This window comes from Chitinophagaceae bacterium C216 (assembly GCA_028485475.2).
Lineage (GTDB): Bacteria > Bacteroidota > Bacteroidia > Chitinophagales > Chitinophagaceae > Niabella > Niabella composti.
The window spans coordinates 2860555-2876530 of record CP144143.1 but is presented as its reverse complement, the minus strand read 5'-3'; the positions used below and the strand labels follow the sequence as shown (position 1 = coordinate 2876530).

Annotated in this window: 16 protein-coding genes and 1 tRNA gene; 6 read left to right on the top strand and 11 right to left on the bottom strand. The window is 40.4% G+C overall.

Annotated elements, in window-relative coordinates:
• Nucleotides 1–42: 42 nt before the first annotated feature.
• Both PIECOFPK_RS12340 and PIECOFPK_RS12335 read right to left on the bottom strand, forming a co-directional pair.
• Nucleotides 43–825 (bottom strand): MBL fold metallo-hydrolase, encoded by a 783-nt coding sequence (locus tag PIECOFPK_RS12340; RefSeq protein WP_330973976.1) that lies wholly within the window; start codon nt 823–825, stop codon nt 43–45.
• Between the two features lie 59 nt (nt 826–884).
• Nucleotides 885–1187, bottom strand: coding sequence for a hypothetical protein (locus PIECOFPK_RS12335; protein ID WP_330973977.1), 303 nt, complete (start codon nt 1185–1187; stop codon nt 885–887).
• A 117-nt stretch (nt 1188–1304) separates the two neighbouring features.
• On the opposite strand from PIECOFPK_RS12335, the gene PIECOFPK_RS12330 reads away from it, so the two are divergent.
• The 4 genes from PIECOFPK_RS12330 (at nt 1305) to PIECOFPK_RS12315 (ending at nt 5140) form a co-directional block, all read left to right on the top strand.
• Nucleotides 1305–2522 (top strand): HD domain-containing protein, encoded by a 1218-nt coding sequence (locus PIECOFPK_RS12330; protein WP_330973978.1) that lies wholly within the window; start codon nt 1305–1307, stop codon nt 2520–2522.
• Between the two features lie 81 nt (nt 2523–2603).
• Nucleotides 2604–3647: a UDP-3-O-(3-hydroxymyristoyl)glucosamine N-acyltransferase gene (gene lpxD, locus PIECOFPK_RS12325; RefSeq protein WP_409966025.1), complete on the top strand. Its 1044-nt coding sequence runs from the start codon at nt 2604–2606 to the stop codon at nt 3645–3647.
• A gap of 22 nt (nt 3648–3669) precedes the next feature.
• The gene (locus PIECOFPK_RS12320; RefSeq protein ID WP_409966024.1) at nt 3670–4434 is read left to right on the top strand and encodes a sugar phosphate isomerase/epimerase family protein; all 765 of its coding nucleotides are present in this window, start codon (nt 3670–3672) and stop codon (nt 4432–4434) included.
• Nucleotides 4435–4453: 19 nt separating this feature from the next.
• The gene (locus tag PIECOFPK_RS12315; protein ID WP_330973981.1) at nt 4454–5140 is read left to right on the top strand and encodes an SMUG2 DNA glycosylase family protein; all 687 of its coding nucleotides are present in this window, start codon (nt 4454–4456) and stop codon (nt 5138–5140) included.
• 61 nt (nt 5141–5201) lie between these two features.
• On the opposite strand, the gene PIECOFPK_RS12310 is transcribed toward PIECOFPK_RS12315, so the two are convergent.
• The 3 genes from PIECOFPK_RS12310 to PIECOFPK_RS12300 are packed head-to-tail and all read right to left on the bottom strand — an operon-like array spanning nt 5202 to nt 7279.
• Nucleotides 5202–6104 (bottom strand): hypothetical protein, encoded by a 903-nt coding sequence (locus tag PIECOFPK_RS12310; RefSeq protein WP_409966023.1) that lies wholly within the window; start codon nt 6102–6104, stop codon nt 5202–5204.
• A complete protein-coding gene (locus PIECOFPK_RS12305) occupies nt 6082–6741 on the bottom strand; it encodes a hypothetical protein (RefSeq protein ID WP_409966022.1) in 660 nt (219 codons plus the stop codon). The genes PIECOFPK_RS12310 and PIECOFPK_RS12305 overlap by 23 nt, the downstream gene beginning before the upstream one ends.
• Nucleotides 6725–7279, bottom strand: a complete 555-nt coding sequence (locus tag PIECOFPK_RS12300; protein WP_330973984.1) for an RNA polymerase sigma factor — start codon at nt 7277–7279, stop codon at nt 6725–6727. Before PIECOFPK_RS12300 ends, PIECOFPK_RS12305 begins: the two co-directional genes overlap by 17 nt.
• Before the next feature lie 239 nt (nt 7280–7518).
• Here PIECOFPK_RS12300 and PIECOFPK_RS12295 point away from each other — a divergent pair, with 239 nt between their 5' ends.
• Nucleotides 7519–9117: a hypothetical protein gene (locus PIECOFPK_RS12295; protein ID WP_409966021.1), complete on the top strand. Its 1599-nt coding sequence runs from the start codon at nt 7519–7521 to the stop codon at nt 9115–9117.
• A gap of 114 nt (nt 9118–9231) precedes the next feature.
• Here the strand turns inward: PIECOFPK_RS12295 and PIECOFPK_RS12290 are convergent, their stop codons facing one another.
• Entirely contained in the window at nt 9232–9453 is a 222-nt protein-coding gene (locus tag PIECOFPK_RS12290; RefSeq protein WP_330973986.1) for a PspC domain-containing protein, read from the bottom strand.
• 140 nt (nt 9454–9593) lie between these two features.
• On the opposite strand from PIECOFPK_RS12290, the gene PIECOFPK_RS12285 reads away from it, so the two are divergent.
• Nucleotides 9594–11864: an aconitate hydratase gene (locus tag PIECOFPK_RS12285; protein ID WP_330973987.1), complete on the top strand. Its 2271-nt coding sequence runs from the start codon at nt 9594–9596 to the stop codon at nt 11862–11864.
• 233 nt (nt 11865–12097) lie between these two features.
• On the opposite strand, the gene PIECOFPK_RS12280 is transcribed toward PIECOFPK_RS12285, so the two are convergent.
• The 5 genes from PIECOFPK_RS12280 to PIECOFPK_RS12260 all read right to left on the bottom strand — a co-directional run bounded on the left by PIECOFPK_RS12280 (nt 12098) and on the right by PIECOFPK_RS12260 (nt 15948).
• Nucleotides 12098–12171 (bottom strand) — tRNA-Met (locus PIECOFPK_RS12280).
• Nucleotides 12172–12225: 54 nt separating this feature from the next.
• Nucleotides 12226–12555, bottom strand: a complete 330-nt coding sequence (ytxJ, locus tag PIECOFPK_RS12275; protein WP_330973988.1) for a bacillithiol system redox-active protein YtxJ — start codon at nt 12553–12555, stop codon at nt 12226–12228.
• A 14-nt stretch (nt 12556–12569) separates the two neighbouring features.
• Entirely contained in the window at nt 12570–13640 is a 1071-nt protein-coding gene (leuB, locus tag PIECOFPK_RS12270; RefSeq protein WP_330973989.1) for a 3-isopropylmalate dehydrogenase, read from the bottom strand.
• A gap of 20 nt (nt 13641–13660) precedes the next feature.
• A complete protein-coding gene (locus PIECOFPK_RS12265; protein WP_409966020.1) occupies nt 13661–14305 on the bottom strand; it encodes a hypothetical protein in 645 nt (214 codons plus the stop codon).
• Nucleotides 14306–14373: 68 nt separating this feature from the next.
• Nucleotides 14374–15948 (bottom strand): alpha-isopropylmalate synthase regulatory domain-containing protein, encoded by a 1575-nt coding sequence (locus PIECOFPK_RS12260; RefSeq protein ID WP_330973991.1) that lies wholly within the window; start codon nt 15946–15948, stop codon nt 14374–14376.
• Nucleotides 15949–15976: the final 28 nt, after the last annotated feature.

The following is a 15976-nucleotide window of genomic DNA, read 5'->3' as shown; positions in this document are numbered from 1 at the left end:
AGTTGCAAAAGTATAGATTTTTTTTATATAAACTAACAAATGTTAGTATATTTTTAGTTGTAAGCCGTCATATGAGAGATGTTTGCCCGGAGGGAGTATACGTGTTATTGCATCGTGGGTGCCCAACTGATGCGACATGTGGATAAAATAAGTGTCGGATACACCCAGTTCATCAGCAATTGCTATCGCTTCCTGTAGAGTAAAGTGGGATATATGTTTTTGGTGACGTAGCGCATTGATTACCAGTATCTTACTACCTTGTATTTTATCTTTGGAGGCATCGTCGATACGGTTGGCATCGGTAATATAGGTAAAATCGCCTAGTCTAAACCCTAGGACGGGCATATGCAGATGCCACACAGGAATAGGAATAATGTGCAGATCGCCAATAGTAAAACTTTCGTTTTCCTGAATAGGATGCAGATTGATGGAGGGCACACCGGCATATTTTACCTCCGTAAAAGCATAATCAAATTCGGTTTTGATTCTATCTAGGCTTTGGACACTGCCATAAACATCCATCGGCTTCTGTTGAAAGAAATTGTATGCACGCACTTCATCTAATCCTGCGATATGATCTTTATGCGAGTGTGTAATCAACACGGCGTCTAGCTTCGTGACGTCGTGAGTAAGCATTTGCTGTCTGAAATCGGGACCGGTATCAATAACAATAGTAGTAGTAGGGGATTCTATTAGAATACTAGATCGTAGGCGTTTATCTCTGGGATCTGAAGAGGTACATACCTCACATTTACAACCTATCATCGGGACACCCGAACTGGTACCCGTACCCAAAAACGTGATTTGTAATTGAGGATATGACAAAACGTTAGAGTCGAAATGATAATGAACAATGAAATCAGGATAAAAATATTATTTATTACTCAATTTTTACCCGTTGAGTCCTCTTTAGGTAAAGGCCCCTTCTCATTCTCAAATATTTCGGTATAAAACTTTTTGGAGTTCTCGTCAAGCAAATTCGTGTCAATTTCCAGCTGAGGGATAATTTCCAGTAATGTATTAATACGTCCCTCAATTTGCAGAAACTTATTAATTACAATTACCTTCTTATTGTCCAATATACAATATCCGCTTTGAAAATTACCACGCTCATACCGCAGTATATAGCCGCATTGTTCAGCAATGGTCTCGAGCTTATCTAACGTGTTTTGTGTATATCTGATCATATTGTTTATTGCCCCGCAAAGATAAAGATTTAAAAACAGGCTAAGATACTATGTGAATATTGTGGGGAATGATACAAAATAGGCAGTAGCATCATACATTTGCATTTTTAATAAATTATGCCACAGGCACGCAAAATTATCAATGATCCTGTTTACGGGTTCATTACCATAAACCACCCTGTATTATTACGGGTAATTTCTCATCCGCTGTACCAGCGTTTGCGCAATATACACCAAATGGCTTTTGGTTATCTCGTTTATCCAGGAGCCGTACATAGCCGTTTGCATCATTCTTTGGGTGCTTATCATCTAATGTGCACTGCATTAAATGAGTTGAAAGGTAAGGGGGTAGAAATTACCGAAGATGAAGAGCTGGGCGCTAAACTGGCTATCTTGCTGCATGATATTGGGCATGGTCCTTTCTCGCATGCACTTGAAAATGAATTGATAATAGGAGCCCATCATGAGAAGATTTCTTTGTTGATTATGCAAAAGCTGAATATGGAGATGGATGGTGCGCTGAACACAGCTATTGAAATCTTCACTAACAGGCATCCCAAAAAATTCCTCCATCAGCTGGTTTCGGGTCAGCTAGATACCGATCGTATGGATTATCTCACCCGTGATAGTTTTTTCACCGGTGTAGCCGAAGGGGTAATAGGCTACGATCGAATTATAAAAATGCTTTGTGTGAAAGATGGTAATCTGGTAGTGGAGGAAAAAGCTATTTATTCGATCGAAAAATTTCTCTTGAGTCGCAGACTCATGTATTGGCAGGTTTATCTGCATAAAACAGTGGTAGCAGCTGAAAAAATGCTGATTATGATTATCCGCAGGGCAAAGGAACTGATAGCAAAGGGAGTACCTATCACTGCGGCAACTGCCCCTCTTAATAGATTCTTACATGCCAGAGACACTTCGGTGAATATAGAGGAATTGTTAGATGACTTTTGCAGTATGGATGACCATGATGTAATGGTAACGATAAAGAATTGGTGTAGGCATGAAGATAAAGTACTCTCTACCTTATGTACAGCCCTTATTCAGCGCAAAATCATGCACATCAAGTTACAGGCCCGGCCTTTTGATGAGCAGGTGCTGATTGATAAATGTAAAGAGCTGGCCCAAGTGATGCAAGTTAGTGAAGAGGAAGCGCGATACTTTGCATTTAGCGGTGAGGCTACCAATACATTGTATAACTTAAACGAAGAAAATATCAGTATTTTGTATAAGGATGGTACGCTGAAGGATATTTCTCAAGTAGACAATGCCATTATCGACGTAAAGGCCAGTGAACCTGTTAAAAAATATTATATCTGTTTTTTGCGCTTGTAGCTCGGGTGCCATAAGTTTTTAATATTTTTACCCGTTGGGTTTTCGATCTTAATCAATAAATTATTAATTAAATATTAAACAATGTATTTTTCTGCTTCGCAAATTGCATTAATGATTGGGGGAAAAGTGGATGGCGACCCCAATGCTACTGTGAATTCATTCGGTAAGATTGAGGAAGCTGGCGCGGGGCAGTTGAGCTTTCTGGCAAATCCGAAATACGAAGAATATTTATATATTACCAAAGCTTCTATCATTATTGTAAAGGAATCACTGGAGCTCAAACATCCAGTAGCCTCTACTTTAATCAGAGTAGGCGACCCTTATACAGCCTTCGCTACCTTATTGCAAAAATATCAGGAGTTCATGCAGCAACAGCTGAAAGGGATTCAGCAACCTTGTTATATTGCTCAGAGTGCGAAATATGGAGAAAACGTGTATATAGGCGCTTTTGCGTATTTGGGTGAAAATGTAAAAGTAGGTAACAATACCAAAATTTACCCAGGCGTCTATCTAGGTGATAATGTAACTGTTGGCGACAATTCTGTGATTTTCCCTGGGGTAAAAATTTTGCATAATTGTGTTATCGGTAATAATGTAACCATTCATGCTGGAACCATCATAGGAAGCGATGGCTTCGGATTTGCACCGCAGGCTGATGGTAGTTTTTCCAAAGTACCCCAAATTGGAAATGTAGTGATTGAGGATGATGTAGAGATAGGAGCTAACTGTACTATTGACAGGGCAACGATAGGCTCTACTATTATCCGGAAAGGAGTGAAGATGGACAATCTTATTCAGATTGCCCACAATGTAGAAATTGGTGGTAGCACAGTAGTGGCCGCTCAAGCGGGCATCAGCGGTAGTACCAAGGTAGGTAAGGGTGTGATGATTGGTGGGCAGGCTGGCATTGTAGGGCATCTACATATTGGTGACGGAGCAAAGATTAATGCACAGAGTGGTGTGAGTAAGAGTATTGAACCTGGCAAAGCAGTGACCGGTTCTCCTGCTCATGATTATGCAGCTGCTTTACGCAGTCAGGCACTAAGTCGTAATCTGCCGGATATCGAACGTCGCATTAAGCAATTAGAGCAGCTTGTGCAACAACTGGTAAAAACTACTTCATAAAACTTTTTTCATCTTTCCTGAAATGACGCTACGTATCGGAGCACAACTATGGTCTTTGCGAGAAATACTTCAGAAAGACCCTATGGGTACATTATCGTTGCTCTCCGATGTTGGGTATCGTTATGTAGAGCCTGCCGGATTTAGTGTTCAGGATAAAACAATTCAAGGATTCAGACCTGAGGACTTAAAAACGATGGTAGAAACACAGGGGATGAGTATGCCTTGTGGCCATTTTTTCTTTCTTCCGCAGGAAGTTCATATTGTGTGTGAATGCGCTGCTCAAATGGGGATGCAATATATAGTACTACCCTATTTAGAAGATGCGTATAAATTATCAAAAGATACCTATAAAAAAGCCGCTGAAATGTTAAATGAAATAGGAGCCATTGTTAACTCCTATGGTCTTCGACTGGCATATCATAATCATGCTTACGAATTTGAGATGCTAAATCAGCAACATCCCTTTGACATATTACTTGAAAATACGGATCCGAACTTTGTATTTTTTGAAATGGATATGGGATGGATGGAGTACGCCGCTCAATCTCCTTTATCTTATTTTGAGCGCTATGCCCATAGATTCCCTTTGTGGCATCTGAGAGATTTAGATGCTCAAACAAAGAATACTACCATTATCGGAAAAGGTATAGTGGATTTTAAAGGAATATTTGAAAACCAACATCAGGCCGGACTGGAGTACGCTTTTATTGAAATGGCTTCGGGAACTACTGCATTGCTGGAGAAGATGATACAAAGTATACGGAACTTACAACAGTGCTTAAGTTGAGGAATATAATTAGAGGATTATGGCGCTCACTTTTGCAGATAGGGTAATTGCATTTAATCAAAACTTAAAGTACATCGGTAAACTGCCTAAAGGTTTTCAGGTGATGAATCCCTATTTAGACAATCCTGAAACTTTGATAGTAATGCAGCAGTTTTACCATAAATATTATGGTGATCACAATAAACGAAGGTTCTTGATTGGTATTAATCCTAGTAGGCATGGGGCAGGGGTAACAGGGGTGCCTTTTACCGATACCAAACGCTTGGCCGCTGCCTGTGGTATCGAAATGAAAACGGCCCATACCCATGAAATATCATCGGTGTTTATGTACGACATGATTGAGGCCTATGGAGGGCCGAAACTTTTTTACCATGATTTTTATATTAACTCGCCATTTCCACTGGCTATTATTCGTAATGTAAAAGGCAAATGGGTGAATGCTAATTATTATGACGATCCTGAATTGTATAAGTGTGTAAAAGATTTTATGATACAATCCCTGAGGGAGCACGTGAAAATGGGTTTGTACACAGAGGAGGTATACGTGCTAGGAAAGAAAAATGCCGGATATATTGCTGCTTTAAATAAAGAGGCACAATTGTTCGGTAAGATTCAAATACTCGAACACCCCCGTTTTATTCAACAATATAAGTCGAAAGAAAAGCAGTATTATATAGAGAAGTATCTTTTAATGTTAAAGCAATAGTAGTTTGTTGATATTCTTAAGTGTAAATTTTCTTTTATTTTGAAAGTGTATCTGAAAAATTTTATTTTAAAGTTATATTGCCGAAGCTAGCGCTAATATTAACCGGCACTTTTCCTGAACCTTTTACACCCTTATAGGATTTGTCAAAGGTAGGTCCGTATCTTTTTTCTCTGGTTTGATTTACAATTTCGGTTCCGCTCAGATTTTTTAGGTCTCCATAGCTGGTGGATATCTGAAAGGTGGCATCTAATGCAGGGGCAATTTTGCATACAATGTCCGAGTAGCTGGTTTTAAGATCCAGTTTTTCAAGAGCATTGTGTAATCCTAAGTGCACCCCACTACAAAAATCGATTTTCCCACTTACTGTGCCTGTAAGCTTGTCAATATGGAGTTTAGAATAGGAAATTTTAATATCTCCACCATGAATCGCAGTAGCGTTCAAGCCTCCAAATTTTACTCTTATACTTTTGACATTAGCGATACTGCCTACCGAAAGCTCTCCGAAGGCCTGGTCGATGTCTATAACGCCCTTCCAGTCGGGAAGGAAAGTGTTTCCAAACTCATTTTTTATTTCCAATGGATTGGAAGAAGGCATATAGATAACATAATTAACTTCCATTTTGGACTGTGAGGATTTTCCTCGGGCCGTGCTTCCCGAAAACCGTGTAGTAAATGTTATAGATGTACCTGCACGACTTTCAATGTTGATATGATCCAATAATTGTTGGGCCATTCTTTCATCCTTTGCAGAAGTAATGATGGTAGCTTCTACTTTTACTTCGTTGCGGTTCCAAGAATTGACTACAACTTTCCCGAATTTGTTGGATATTTTTATCACCTGATTACTTTGCAAGGGGTAGCTCTGTGTATAGGTTTTGATCTTCTCTGTATAGTGAGCATGCGCTGTAATGGTACGGCAGCAGATTGCAATTAACAATATGCTAAAGACTTTTATAGTTTTCATTTTTCTTCTTTTGAATTTCCTTTAAAATATTCAATTGTTTGTTAAGTAGATCAGCTTGCATTTTAAGATTTGCAATCATCGCTTCTAATAGCTGCTCTCTGTTAAGACCTTCTTTAAATTGTTGCTTTAATGCTTTATATTCAGATTCGAGTGCTTCCATATCGGTTGCAAATTCTTTGGAGAGCTCTGGCTCGTTTTCTGTTAGTTTCGCCATCTGCTCCTGTTTAATTTCAATAAGGCGTGAATAATGATATAAAGCCTCCTCCTCTAGGGCATCGGAAGGTGTCTGTTTTTGGTCAGCCAGTAGGGGACTGTTGTTCGATTCTTCCGTTTCCGGAATGGGTACCATCAGCCCTTTGTTGGAGTCTGCCGAGGGCGGAGGAGTTTGTGTATGAGTGATTGTAGGGGAAATATTTTTAGAAATGGTGGTCTGATAAATGATAATGGAAACAGCTAAGAAAACTGCAACTGCTGCGGCAATGCGCATCCATTTATGAGAGTATACTTTTCCCGACTGTTTATCAGGGATGTTGAGCTCCCTTTCAATTCGGTGCCAGAGGGCATCGGATGGTGTGTACTCATCAAAAGTTTCTTTATGTTGTTGTATAAATGTTTCCAGTTTACCTTTTCTGTTCATAATTGATAAACTCCATTATTTTCTTTTTGGCTCTGTGATAAAGGGTACGCACATTATTATGCGAAAGTTTTAGCATTAGCGCGATTTCTTCTTGAGGAATGCCGTCTACCGCATATAAATTAAAGATGATGCGATGCCGGTCTGGAAGTTGCGCAATAGCTTTTTTAATCTGTTCGATATTATAATCCCACTGTTCTTCATCAAACTCATCCTCTTTCAAGGAGCTAAGATTTGTGCTGTCTATGTCTGAAAAATATACTTTTCTTTTGCGGATTAGATTAATGGATTTGTTTATAACAATTCTGCGTAGCCAAGCTTCAAAACTACTTTTGTAAGTAAAACGATCCAGATTTTTAAACGCATCTACGAAAGCTTCCTGTACCACATCTTCTGCATCGGCCAAGTTGTTTAGTATACGCATGCTGCTACTTAACATAGCCTTGCTATATTGTCGGTATACCGCGTAATAGGCAGTTCTATCTCCAGTACGACACCGTTCAACCAGCGGGTCAATTGCTATTTCTTGTACTATCTCCAAATATGTACCGTTGTTTTTATATCTAATAATAGCTAAAAACATCGAAATGTTACACTCAAAGCTTTCCTTATATTTTTCACATAAAGAGTAAAAATATTTCATCGATAAAATAGGTGTATTCAGCGAACAAGTAGTGGCATTCGGCGAATATTTTCTTCATGAGATGATTTACAGATTTTTTTTGCCCCGTTTTATTACGCCCTTGTGAATTAAAAGTTGACCCTGTAAATCAAATACTTATGAAGAAAATTGAATTTATAATTTCTTTATTTTCAATATTGATTTCAGCCTTCTGTGTGGCTCAAATTCCGTTTCCGGCAGAAACAGCCGTAGTGGTGTCAAAGGCAGGATCCAATTCCCATTATACACTTTACACTATACCGAATGCGGGTATGGAGAATGCCTTGGGGTTCACTTCATGTGCCACAGTGGATTTTTCGCCTCATGAAGTAAACGGGGTTGGTTTGAATAATGTGGACAAATTATTGTATTCTGCTGTGTACAGTGATAACGGCACACCTGAAGATCTCACCGATGACGTACACCTTTACAGAATTGGTGCCGATGGTACTTATCAGGATTTAGGCGTATTGCCCGTTACAGGTGAAGGCAAGAATGTTTCTGATAGGGGATACAAAGTAAAAGTTGAGTACGTGAACTTCTTAGCTGGAACCGTTTATAATGACAAATACATTTATTTGACTATAGCTTTAAGTCATTTGGGGAAGATGGAATCGGTGATAGCATCTAGGAAAAAGCTTTTAGACTTAGATGCTGATGATATTACGATTTATGTAGCTGAAATAGATAATATTTCTTCTTTGACCAGTACCCCCGCCGCTCCTTCTCGTTATTATAAACTGGACATTAGTAACGCGCGTGTAAAGGCAGCCGTTAATGCATTCGTGCAAAGCTTTAATGATAATTACAATAATACGCCTGGCAACTGGGGCGACAAGCTTTACAGTGCCTCGAGAACTGAATCAGGCTTTCACGATATAGATGTGCATCCTGAAACCGGATTATTGTATTCTTATATCAACTATCCACATCCGACACTCGGAGGGGAAGATATGGTAGGTTTCCCAATAGCAGCCAACCTGAACGCATCGAGGAAAGCCTATATCGCTAATCCGGTAGGCACCATAACTAATGAAGTACCCTCTTCACCACTGGTTGGTTTGGCTTTTAATATTGCCGGGAATCATCTGTATGCATTGTTTGCTTCGGGGGAGTATGGCGAAATAGATCTGACAACAGGCGGTGTAAATATTCTGGATGTAAGTAATATTCATAATGATGGAATGGGGTTGATGAATATGAGGTCCGGAGCACAATATACGCTGCTAGGCGACATGGCTCGTCCTTTTGGAGATATTGTTAATCCGGTTCAGTTTGGCACTATTCAAGCTCTTTTGGCCAAAGAAGGGTTGATTGTAAATTGGCAAACATTATCAGAGGTAAATAATCATCACTTCGATATAGAAGTATCTGTTGATGGTAAACACTTTACCAAAGTAGCAACAGTACTGAGTAAAGCTCAACTGGTAAGCAACACACCGCTGGATTACACACACACTATTGATCGCAGTGCATTACCGCTAGGTGTATTGTCAGTGTCTGTGTTAGGATTGATGAGCCTGGCTGGTTTAGGAAGAAGAGTGTCGAAATGGGGCGTAGCAATGATGATTGCATTAACCGGTATGGGGCTGTATGCATGTAGCAAATCAGATGTTGTTAATACCGGAACAGATAAAACGATTTATGTGCGTATTGCACAGGTAGATATTGACGGAACAACTACCTATTCAAAAGTTATTAAGGCCGTTAAATCTTAAAACACCGTGAAATTCTCAAAGAAGGATGTTCTGCGTATTCGGAACATCCTTCTTTGTTTTTAATTGGGGCTGATAGAAAAATAAATGTAAGAAACAAAAAGATATAAAAGGATGTTATAAATAATACCAAGGGTTTCTTTTGTAAGAATAGATGTACTTTTTGATGTTTTTTAGAAAAGCGAGAATCATGTAAACAACAATGGGCGATCCCATGGTAAGCATGGAGGTGTAAATAAAGTACTGTCGAATACGGCAGGGAGAAATGTTTAACCTTTCACCAATAGATGCACATACACCGAAAGCGCTCCATTCAACAAAACTTTTCAGGCGGTTCATAACTAATTGATTTTAGGTTAACACACCCAAATTTATTAAAACATCTTGTAAAATGCATATCGGATAACCTCTTTACGCCTATTTTTTGTAATTTTGTAACCTTTCTTAAGGGCCTATTATTCAGATAAAAACAACTTCAAATGGCATTTGATATCGATCTAATTAAAAAAACGTACGCAGAATTTGAACAAAAAGTAAATGCTGCACGCCAACTACTTGGCCGTCCTCTGACTTACGCTGAAAAAGTATTATATGCTCACCTTACTACCCCTGCTACACGTCCGTTTGAACGCGGCGTAGATTATGTGGATTTTGCTCCTGACCGTGTAGCGATGCAAGACGCCACTGCCCAAATGGCTTTGTTGCAGTTTATGCAGGCGGGGCGTGATAAAGTGGCTGTGCCTTCTACGGTTCACTGTGATCACCTTATTATGGCACAGACCGGAGCCGAAGAGGACCTGAAAAGAGCTAATGCAGAGAGTAAAGAAGTATATGATTTTCTTGCTTCCGTATCCAATAAATACGGCATCGGTTTCTGGAAACCGGGAGCCGGTATTATTCACCAGGTAGTACTCGAAAACTATGCATTTCCCGGCGGTATGATGATCGGTACCGATAGCCATACCGTAAATGCTGGTGGTTTGGGGATGATTGCAATTGGTGTGGGTGGTGCTGATGCCTGTGATGTAATGGCAGGTCTCCCCTGGGAATTGAAAATGCCTAAATTGATTGGTGTAAAACTGACCGGTAAACTGAACGGTTGGGCTGCACCCAAAGATATCATTCTCAAAGTGGCAGGTATTCTTACCGTAAAAGGTGGTACAGGCTGTATTATTGAATACTTTGGAGAAGGAGCTCAATCATTGAGCTGTACCGGTAAAGGTACCATCTGTAACATGGGGGCCGAAGTAGGAGCTACTACTTCTACTTTTGCTTATGATGAAAGCATGAGCCGCTACTTGAGAGCTACTAACCGTGCCGATGTAGCAGATCTGGCCGATGCACTGGCTGAGCATCTTACAGCGGATCCCGAAGTTTATGCAAATCCTGAAAAATACTTTGATCAATTAATAGAAATTAATCTGGATGAACTAGAGCCGCACTTGAATGGTCCGTTCACTCCTGATTTGGCTACTCCAATTTCCAAAATGAAAGAAGCGGCTGCTGCCAACGGCTGGCCCACTAAAGTAGAAGTAGGCTTGATTGGTAGCTGTACCAACTCTTCTTACGAAGACATTAGCCGTGCGGTATCGCTGGCTAAGCAGGTAAGCGAAAAAAATCTGAAAACTAAAGCCGAGTTCACCATTACCCCGGGTTCTGAACAAGTGCGCTATACCATAGAACGCGACGGGTTCTTGGAAACCTTTGATAAAATCGGTGCTACTGTATTTGCCAACGCTTGTGGACCTTGTATCGGTATGTGGAACAGGGTAGGAGCTGAGAAAAAAGAAAAAAATACCATCGTTCACTCTTTCAATAGAAACTTTGCTAAACGTGCCGATGGTAATCCCAATACTTACGCCTTTGTAGCTTCTCCTGAAATTGTAACGGCACTGGCTATTGCCGGAGATCTAACCTTTAACCCGATGACGGATACGCTGGTGAATGAAGATGGAGTGGAAGTAAAATTGGATCCTCCTACAGGAGATGAGCTGCCTGTTAAAGGTTTTGCAGTGGATGATCCGGGTTATCAAGCCCCAGCTGCAGATGGAAGTAGTGTTCAAGTGATAGTAGATCCTAACAGCCAGCGTTTGCAATTGTTGGAGCCATTCCCCGCATGGGAAGGTACCGACCTGAAAGGGCTGAAACTACTGATTAAAGTAAAAGGTAAATGTACTACCGACCATATCTCTATGGCAGGTCCCTGGCTGAAATACAGAGGTCACTTGGATAATATTTCCAATAACTTACTGATTGGTGCGGTAAACTATTTCAACGATAAAACTGATAACGTTAAAAATCAGCTGACCGGCGAATACGGCCCGGTTCCTGCTACACAGCGTGCATATAAAGCCGCAGGTATCGGAAGTATTGTGGTGGGAGATGAGAACTATGGTGAAGGTAGTAGCCGTGAGCATGCCGCAATGGAGCCCAGACACCTAGGTGTACGTGCTGTGTTGGTAAAGTCATTCGCACGTATTCACGAAACAAACCTCAAAAAACAAGGTATGCTGGCGCTGACTTTTGCTAATAAAGATGATTACGAAAAAATTCAGGAAGACGATACTATCGATATTATCGGCCTGACTGAGTTTGCTCCAGGCAAACCACTTACCTTGGTGTTACATCACGCTGATGGTACTTCAGAGGAAATTCTGGCCAACCATAGCTACAATGCTCAACAAATCGAATGGTTCAAAGCTGGTGGGGCATTGAATATTATCAGAAAACAATTTGCAGGTAATAACTAACCAGGCCTGACATACTAAATAAAATAGGGGTGTTTAGCATTATCTAAGCATCCCTATTTTTTATTTGCTGTGACAGGTTATTGTAATAAAAATTGCTTTTCCATAAAATGTCAAGTAAAGAATGGGGGGAGGAGGCGTAAAAACCGATAAAGTACCTGAGTAAAGATCGATTTCAATAAGTGAGTGTATAAAAAAAGGATTTTCATTCAACAATGAAAATCCTTTAATTTTTGTAGCGGGGATGGGAGTTGAACCCATGACCTCAGGGTTATGAATCCTGCGCTCTAACCACCTGAGCTACCCCGCCGACGGGCCGCAAAAATAGAGATATTTAATTGAAAAAAGAAATCATTTTTTAAGTTTATGAAGCCTTTTCTAGAATATCTTCCATATAAATAGCACTATGGCTTTCATGGAAAATGCATACTCCATCTTTAATCAATAAAACCTGTGGCGATTCGTGCGTTACCTGATAGCGCTCTGCTATTTGATTGGAGATATGCCGATACGCTATGAGGTCTAAATAATAAAAATCCACAGTGTCCGGTGTCTCGTTTTTAAACAACCTGTTTTTTACCACTGTGCTGATAGAACAACGCGTACTGTGTTTAAAAATCAGCTGAGGTTTTTCAAACGATTTTTGATGAATAGTATTTAGCATTTCCTCACTCTCTAAGTTAGTCCAGCCCATAAAAAATAATGTTTTTATAATCGTTTAATGATTTCTTCTCCTATAGCATCGGTACCCAGAATTTTTTCTTTAGGAGTAGATGCATCGGCAATATCGGCAGTTCTGAAACCGGCTTTCAGTACAGCATCTACGGCGTTAATAATAGCATTGCTTTCTTCTTTCAATCCAAAAGAAATATCTAGCAGTAATGCAGCAGAAAGTACGGAAGCCATCGGATTGGCAATACCTTTACCGGTAATATCGTGAGCTGACCCGTGAATGGGCTCGTATACGCCAGTGCCGTCGCCAATAGAGGCGGATGCTAGCATGCCCATAGAGCCTGCAATCTGAGAAGCTTCGTCAGTCAGGATATCTCCAAACAGATTGGCAGTTAACACTACGTCAAAGCGCTTAGGATCCTTAATCAGCAACATAGCGGTAGCGTCTACAAACTGATATTCTACTTCTACATCTGGATAATCCTTAGCTACCTGCTGTACTACTTCTCTCCAAAGACGGCTTGTTTCCAGTACATTGGCTTTATCTACAGAGCATAGTTTTTTTCTGCGTGTGCGTGCTGCTTCAAATGCTTTGCGGGCGATGCGCTCTACCTCAAACTTACTGTAAGTAGCTATATCGTAAGCGCTGTCTCCATTATCTTTTCTACCTTTTTCCCCGAAATAAATATCCCCGGTTAGTTCGCGGAAGAATAAAATGTCGGCACCTTTCAGAATTTCAGGTTTAATGCTGGAAGCACCCAATAATTCGTCGAACAATTTAATGGGGCGTAGATTGGCGTATAGGCCTAGTTCCTTGCGCATTTTCAGCAAACCTTGTTCTGGTCGTACTTTGGCCGAAGGATCGTTGTCGTATTTAGGATGTCCTACAGCTCCAAACAGTACGGCATCACTATTTTTCATTTTTTGCAGGCTTTCGTCTGGTAAGGCCTCCCCAGTAGCTTCAATAGCTACATGTCCTATTAATGCCTCATCATATACAAACTCATGACCGAATTTTTCGGCGATTTTATCCAGCACTTTCTTACCAACCGCTGTTACTTCTTGCCCGATGCCATCACCGGGAACTATAAGAATGTTTTTTTTCATTTCAGGTATTTTATTGAGTGTTATACTATTTTCTTTAATGCTATGGATATCATATAACCGGTAAGCAGGCTTGCTGTAATCATCGATCCGCCATGTATTAATATATCTACTACATTATCATAGTTGAGTTTATTATTGACTGCTGCCCACTGATATGCCTGATTTAGTACAATATCGCAAAATAAAAATAATAGTAATAGAACCAGCGCTTTTAAGCAATGGTTTTTGAATACGATATCACCGCGTTTATAGGCTTCATGGCAAGGAACAAAGACGATAAAACTCAAAAATACTGCCGCAAAAGCTTTCATTAGTGTGAGTCCCTGTTGCCCACTCGTCATGCCAAAAACATTGTAAAAAAAATGACCGAGATAATGATGTATATGAAATATATCTTCCAGTAGCAAGAATGCAGGTATCAGTAACCATGTGAGGTATTTTTTCTCCTTTCTACTCCAGGACAGGGTTAGTATAGCTGCAACGGTGATCAACTGTTTACAATACTGAAAGTATCCACCATAGCTATATTCTTTAGTGATATCATAAGGAGTGTTTTCTGAATGTGTTTCGTGAGGATGACGCACATTCAGCACTATCAGTACTATATCTATACTGAGTAATAAAAGAATCGAAATAAGATATGTGCGGTTCCTTAGTATGTCCAATCCAGAAAATATTTTATCCTCACTAATATTGCTGAAACCTTTGCTTTGGAAGCGGAGTGCCTTCTGTCTTAAATAAGATTAAGCATTTTTTGTGTGGCTTTGATAGCTGCTACGGTTTGGTCACTATCCAGTCCTGTAGTAGTAAATTCTCTTCCGTTAAGCTCCCAGGTAATATGGGTTTCGCAAAGCGCATCGGTTTTACCTCCCGGTGGGATGCGTACTACATAATCACGCAATTTCGCAAGAGGTAATTTCTTTTTATTGTAGATTTTCTTCAGCGCATTCATGAAAGCATCGTACTGACCATCTCCTGAAGCATGCTCTTCTACCACCTCGTCTTCAAATTTTAAGCGCACGGTAGTGGAGGGACGCATATTTTTTGAATGTGTAAGTACATAATCTTCCACCACCACTTTTTCTGCAAAGGAATGGCTGTCTAGTACATCCGATATGATAAAAGGTAAATCGTCTTGTGTAACGGTTTCTTTCTTATCGCCTAATTCAATTATGCGCTGTGTAACGGTTTTTAGGTCTTCTTCTGAAAGCTGAATGCCCAGTTGTGCCAAGTTATTTTCGATATTGGCCTTTCCGGAAGTCTTGCCTAGCGCATATTTACGTTTACGACCAAATCGCTCCGGCATCAAATCGTTGTGGTAAAGATTTTTCTTTTTATCACCATCGGCATGGATGCCGGCTGTTTGTGTAAATACGTTTTCTCCCACAATAGGCTTGTTCGCCGAAATTCTGAAGCCGGAAAAGGCTTCTACCAGCTTGCTTACTTTGTATAGTGCTTTTTCGTTCACTGAGGTTTTTACATCCTTCTGAAAATCGTTCAATACCGCTACGGTACTTTCCAAAGGTGTGTTGCCGGCACGTTCACCCATACCGTTAATGGTAAGATGCAAGCCACGCACCCCTGCTTTCACGGCTTCGAGTGCATTGGCTACACTAAGGTCGTAATCGTTATGGCCGTGAAAATCGAAATGGATATGAGGATAGCGATTTACGATTTCAGACAGATATGCGTAAGCCTCGGATGGGATTAATATACCCAATGTATCGGGGAGCAGTACTCTCTTTACAGGCTGAGTAGACAGGAAGTCGATAAAGCGGTACACGTAATCTCTCGAATGGCGCATACCGTTACTCCAGTCTTCCAGATACACATTGCACTGAATACCCTTTTTAGTGGCCAATTTAAGAACGGAAGCAATTTCGCTGAAATGCTGCTCGGGCGTTTTTTTCAGCTGATGGGTGAGGTGATTCAAAGAACCTTTGGTGAGCAAGTTCATTACTTTAGCCCCCGCTTTCTGCATCCATTTGATGGAGACGTCTCCGTCTACAAATGTTAATACCTCAACTCTGTCGATAAATCCATTATCGGCAGCCCAGTCTGTAATTTTTTTTACAGCTTTGAATTCGCCTTCCGAAACTCGGGCCGATGCAATTTCAATGCGGTCTACTTTTACTTCGGTTAGTAATAGCTGAGCAATTGTTAGTTTCTCCTGTGCAGAGAAAGACACTCCGCTGGTTTGTTCCCCATCGCGGAGTGTGGTATCCATGATTTCGATATGTCGTACGCCACTTTTATTTCCTTCCTGCACTGTAGATGTATTTACACTATTGGTATGTTGTGAGGTCATTTTTGGTTTAAACGGATTTTAGAATAAT